Below are 3,571 nucleotides of genomic sequence, written 5' to 3' on the forward strand. Positions count from 1 at the left end.
GAGATTATGCGATGCATAACACAAAGCTGAGCTATTCTTGGTGGGGTGCCTTTTGTAAACTCATTGCAAATCAGTCACTTGGTAGTGTCGCAAGGCGCCTGTCAGCATAAGGCAGCTGTTATGGCTGCCATAACGATAGCTTTATGCTTGATTTTATTGCTTTTTTTGCAATGCAGCGCTTGACCCTGATGCACCGACAAGAAAAGACTGATGCTGGACACTCATCGTGTCGCGGGTGATGTCAGGCCTTCTGGCCATGCGTGAGTCACGGCTTGCGATTCAGGCAAGTCTCACCTGTGACAGGCAATAACGTCGCTGAAAGCGCCTCCGGCAGGCAGGATGGCGCGAATCAGCGCTCAACAGGAACGACGCCATGAACCTTTCAAGGCTGGCAGCCTCAGGCATGAACACGGACGTGAAACGAGGTGCGCGATGCTGAATATTCTAGTCGTGCGCGAGATGCGTGCACCGGACCTGGTGACACCCGACGAGGGCGTGAGCAGCACACTGGCGCGCGGGGAATGCCGCGTCGCGCTGGACCCGGTGACGGCCGGCAAGCTCGCGCGTCACCTCGACAGCAGCGTCAATGACACCAGCGACGCCATCGTGCACGTGGAGAGCGGTGCCGGACGTCATGCACACTTCGACGATGCGGCCTACGCCGCCCAGGCCGGGGTGGCGGTCGTCGCCGAGGCCGATATCGCGGCGGCGCGTGCCGCGGCGGATCTCGTGCTGTGCGTGCGTACGCCCAGCGAGTCACAGATCAGCGAGTTGCGTGAAGGCGCGGTGGTGGTGGCATTGATGACGCCGTACCAGAACCCGCAGCTGATCAGCAAGCTTGCCAGCCAGGGGTTGACCAGCCTGTGCATGGAATTCGTGCCGCGTATCTCGCGCGCCCAGAGCATGGACGCCCTGTCCTCGCAGGCGGGTGTCGCGGGCTATCACGCCGCGCTGCTGGCGGCCAATGAGTCCTCGGTGTTCTTCCCGATGCTGACGACTGCCGCCGGGACCGTGCGTCCGGCGCGTGTCGTGGTGGTCGGTGCCGGCGTCGCGGGCCTGCAGGCCATCGCGACCGCCAAGCGTCTCGGCGCCCAGGTGTGGGCCTATGACATCCGTGCTGCCGCGCGTGAGCAGGTCGAATCGCTGGGCGCCAAGATGATCGATACCGGCGTCGATGCCTCCGGCGAGGGCGGCTACGCCCGCGAGCTGACCGATGACGAGCGCGCCCAGCAGGCCGATGCGCTGGCACGTCACATGGGCGATGCGCATGTGGTGATCTCCACCGCCGCGATTCCGGGACGTCCGTCGCCGCGTATCATCAGCCGCGAGATGGTCGAGGGCATGAAGCCCGGCGCCGTGCTGGTCGATCTCGCCGCCGAAGGCGGTGGCAACTGTGAACTGACCGAGCCCGGCAAGCGTGTCGAGCACGCCGGCGTCACGGTACTCGGCCCGCTGGACATGGCCTCGAGCCTGGCGGTCAATGCCAGCGAGATGTACGCCAAGAACCTCTTCAACCTGCTGACCCCCTTCATGAAGGACGGCGAACTGACGCTGGACTTCGAGGATGCGGTGCTCGGCCCGATGCGTCTGACCGAAGGCGGCCGCATCACCCACGATGACGTACGCGCTCGCGCGGAGGACGCCGCATGATCGAAGGACTTTCTGCCGTATACATCCTGATGCTGGCGGCCTTCGTCGGCTACGAGGTCATCTCGCGCGTGCCGGTGATTCTGCACACGCCACTGATGTCCGGTTCCAACTTCATCCACGGCATCGTGCTGGTCGGGGCGATGATCGCCCTCGGTCAGGCCGAGACCGGCATGCAGCAGTTCATCGGCTTCATCGCCGTGCTGCTGGGCGCCGGCAACGCGGTCGGCGGTTATGTGGTCACCGAGCGCATGCTGGAAATGTTCAAGACCAGTGATCGCAGCAAGGGCACAGACGCTGCCAATGGCATCAACGACAAGGAGGCTCGCTGATGAACTGGCTGGTCGAAACAGGGTATTTCGCGGCGGCGGTGGTCTTCATCCTCGGCCTAAAGCGCATGTCACATCCTTCCACGGCACGCAGCGGCATCCATTGGGCCGGTATCGCGATGGTCGTGGCTACGCTGCTCACCTTCCTGCATCCGCAGATTGATGGCCGTTATGGCCTGATGCTGCTGGCCATCGTGATCGGTGGTGGTATCGCCTGGTACTCCGGCAACAAGGTCGAGATGACCGACATGCCGCAGATGATCGCCATCTACAACGGCATGGGCGGCGGTGCGGCAGCGGCGATCGCCGCGGTCGAGCTGATGCGCATGAGCGACAACCCGGCACTGATCGAGCAGCACGGCTCGCTGGCGCTGTGGCTGGGCGTGCTCGGGGCGATGATCGGTGCGGTGGCCTTCTCCGGTTCCATCGTGGCCTGGGCCAAGCTGGACGGGCGTCTCAAGAAGGCGTTCAACTTCCCGAGTCAGCAGCTGATCAACATGATCGTGCTGGGCCTGACGGTCTATCTGGGCGTCGTGATCGCGGCGGTGGAACCATCAAGCTCGCTGGTGCTGGTGTTCTTCGCGCTCGCGTTGCTGTTCGGCGCGATGCTGGCACTGCCCATCGGTGGCGCTGACATGCCGGTGATCATCTCGCTGTTCAATGCGCTGACCGGCCTTGCGGTGGCAATGGAAGGCTTCGTGCTCGGCAATGCCGCGATGATCATCGCCGGTACTGTCGTCGGGGCGGCCGGTACGCTGCTGACCCAGCTGATGGCCAAGGCCATGAATCGCCCGATCCGCAACGTGCTGTTCAAGCAGTTCGGTGGCGCATCAGGTGTCGAGCAGGGCGAGATCGAGGGCAGCATGAAGGCTTCCGATCCGATGGACGCCGCCGTGCAGCTGGCCTTCGCCGAGCGCGTCATCATCGTGCCGGGCTACGGCATGGCGGTGGCACAGGCACAGCACAAGGTCTGGGAGATGGTCGAGCTGCTGGGTGAGCGTGGCGTCGAAGTGCGCTTTGCGATCCACCCGGTCGCCGGTCGCATGCCGGGTCACATGAACGTGCTGCTGGCGGAAGCCGGCGTGCCCTACGACATGATCGCGGACCTGGACGAGATCAACAACGACTTCGAGACCACCGACGTCACGCTGGTCATCGGTGCCAATGACGTGGTCAATCCGGTCGCCAAGAACGACGCCTCAAGCCCGCTGTACGGCATGCCGATCCTCAACGCCGACCAGTCACGCAACGTGCTGGTGATCAAGCGCGGTCAGGGTTCCGGCTTCTCCGGTGTCGAGAACCACCTGTTCTATCTTGACCACACACGCATGGTGTATGGCGATGGTCAGAAGGTGGTCGGCGACATGATCACGGCCCTCAAGACGCTGTGATCTGACGCCTCGGCGTGATGGGGCAAGTCTGCCGCCATCACGCCAGTGCTGAACAGACCGGCAATTTCTGCGCCTCAGGGGGCAGGAATTGCCGGTTTTTTATGCATATCGAGAATTCATGCATATCGAGAGTTCATGCGTATCGATGGTGCATGCCGGTCGATTGCTTGCGAGGCGCGCGTGGCAGGCGCGTCACTCAGGCGC

The 3,571-nt window shown here is 63.1% G+C and carries 3 protein-coding genes; all 3 read left to right on the forward strand.

Annotated features, from left to right (window positions below):
• The first annotated feature begins 432 nt into the window (after positions 1-432).
• The 3 genes from AC4FAH_RS12330 to AC4FAH_RS12340 are packed head-to-tail and all read left to right on the forward strand — an operon-like array spanning position 433 to position 3,367.
• Entirely contained in the window at positions 433-1,650 is a 1,218-nt protein-coding gene (locus tag AC4FAH_RS12330) for an NAD(P) transhydrogenase subunit alpha (RefSeq protein WP_490246113.1), read from the forward strand.
• On the forward strand, positions 1,647-1,979 hold the full coding sequence (locus tag AC4FAH_RS12335; protein ID WP_043335532.1) for an NAD(P) transhydrogenase subunit alpha part 2: 333 nt from the start codon (positions 1,647-1,649) through the stop codon (positions 1,977-1,979). The genes AC4FAH_RS12330 and AC4FAH_RS12335 overlap by 4 nt, the downstream gene beginning before the upstream one ends.
• Positions 1,979-3,367 carry an NAD(P)(+) transhydrogenase (Re/Si-specific) subunit beta gene (locus tag AC4FAH_RS12340; RefSeq protein ID WP_043335534.1) on the forward strand — a complete coding sequence of 463 codons (1,389 nt, stop codon included), beginning with the start codon at positions 1,979-1,981 and terminating at the stop codon, positions 3,365-3,367. Before AC4FAH_RS12335 ends, AC4FAH_RS12340 begins: the two co-directional genes overlap by 1 nt.
• Positions 3,368-3,571: the final 204 nt, after the last annotated feature.

The sequence above is a fragment of the Cobetia sp. genome, assembly GCF_983723665.1.

Bases quoted from the DNA above. Each gene is read 5' to 3' on its own strand.
- AC4FAH_RS12335 (WP_043335532.1), top strand. From the start codon at position 1,647: ATGATCGAAGGACTTTCTGCCGTATACATCCTGATGCTGGCGGCCTTC.
- AC4FAH_RS12340 (WP_043335534.1), top strand. From the start codon at position 1,979: ATGAACTGGCTGGTCGAAACAGGGTATTTCGCGGCGGCGGTGGTCTTC.
- AC4FAH_RS12330 (WP_490246113.1), top strand. From the start codon at position 433: ATGCTGAATATTCTAGTCGTGCGCGAGATGCGTGCACCGGACCTGGTG.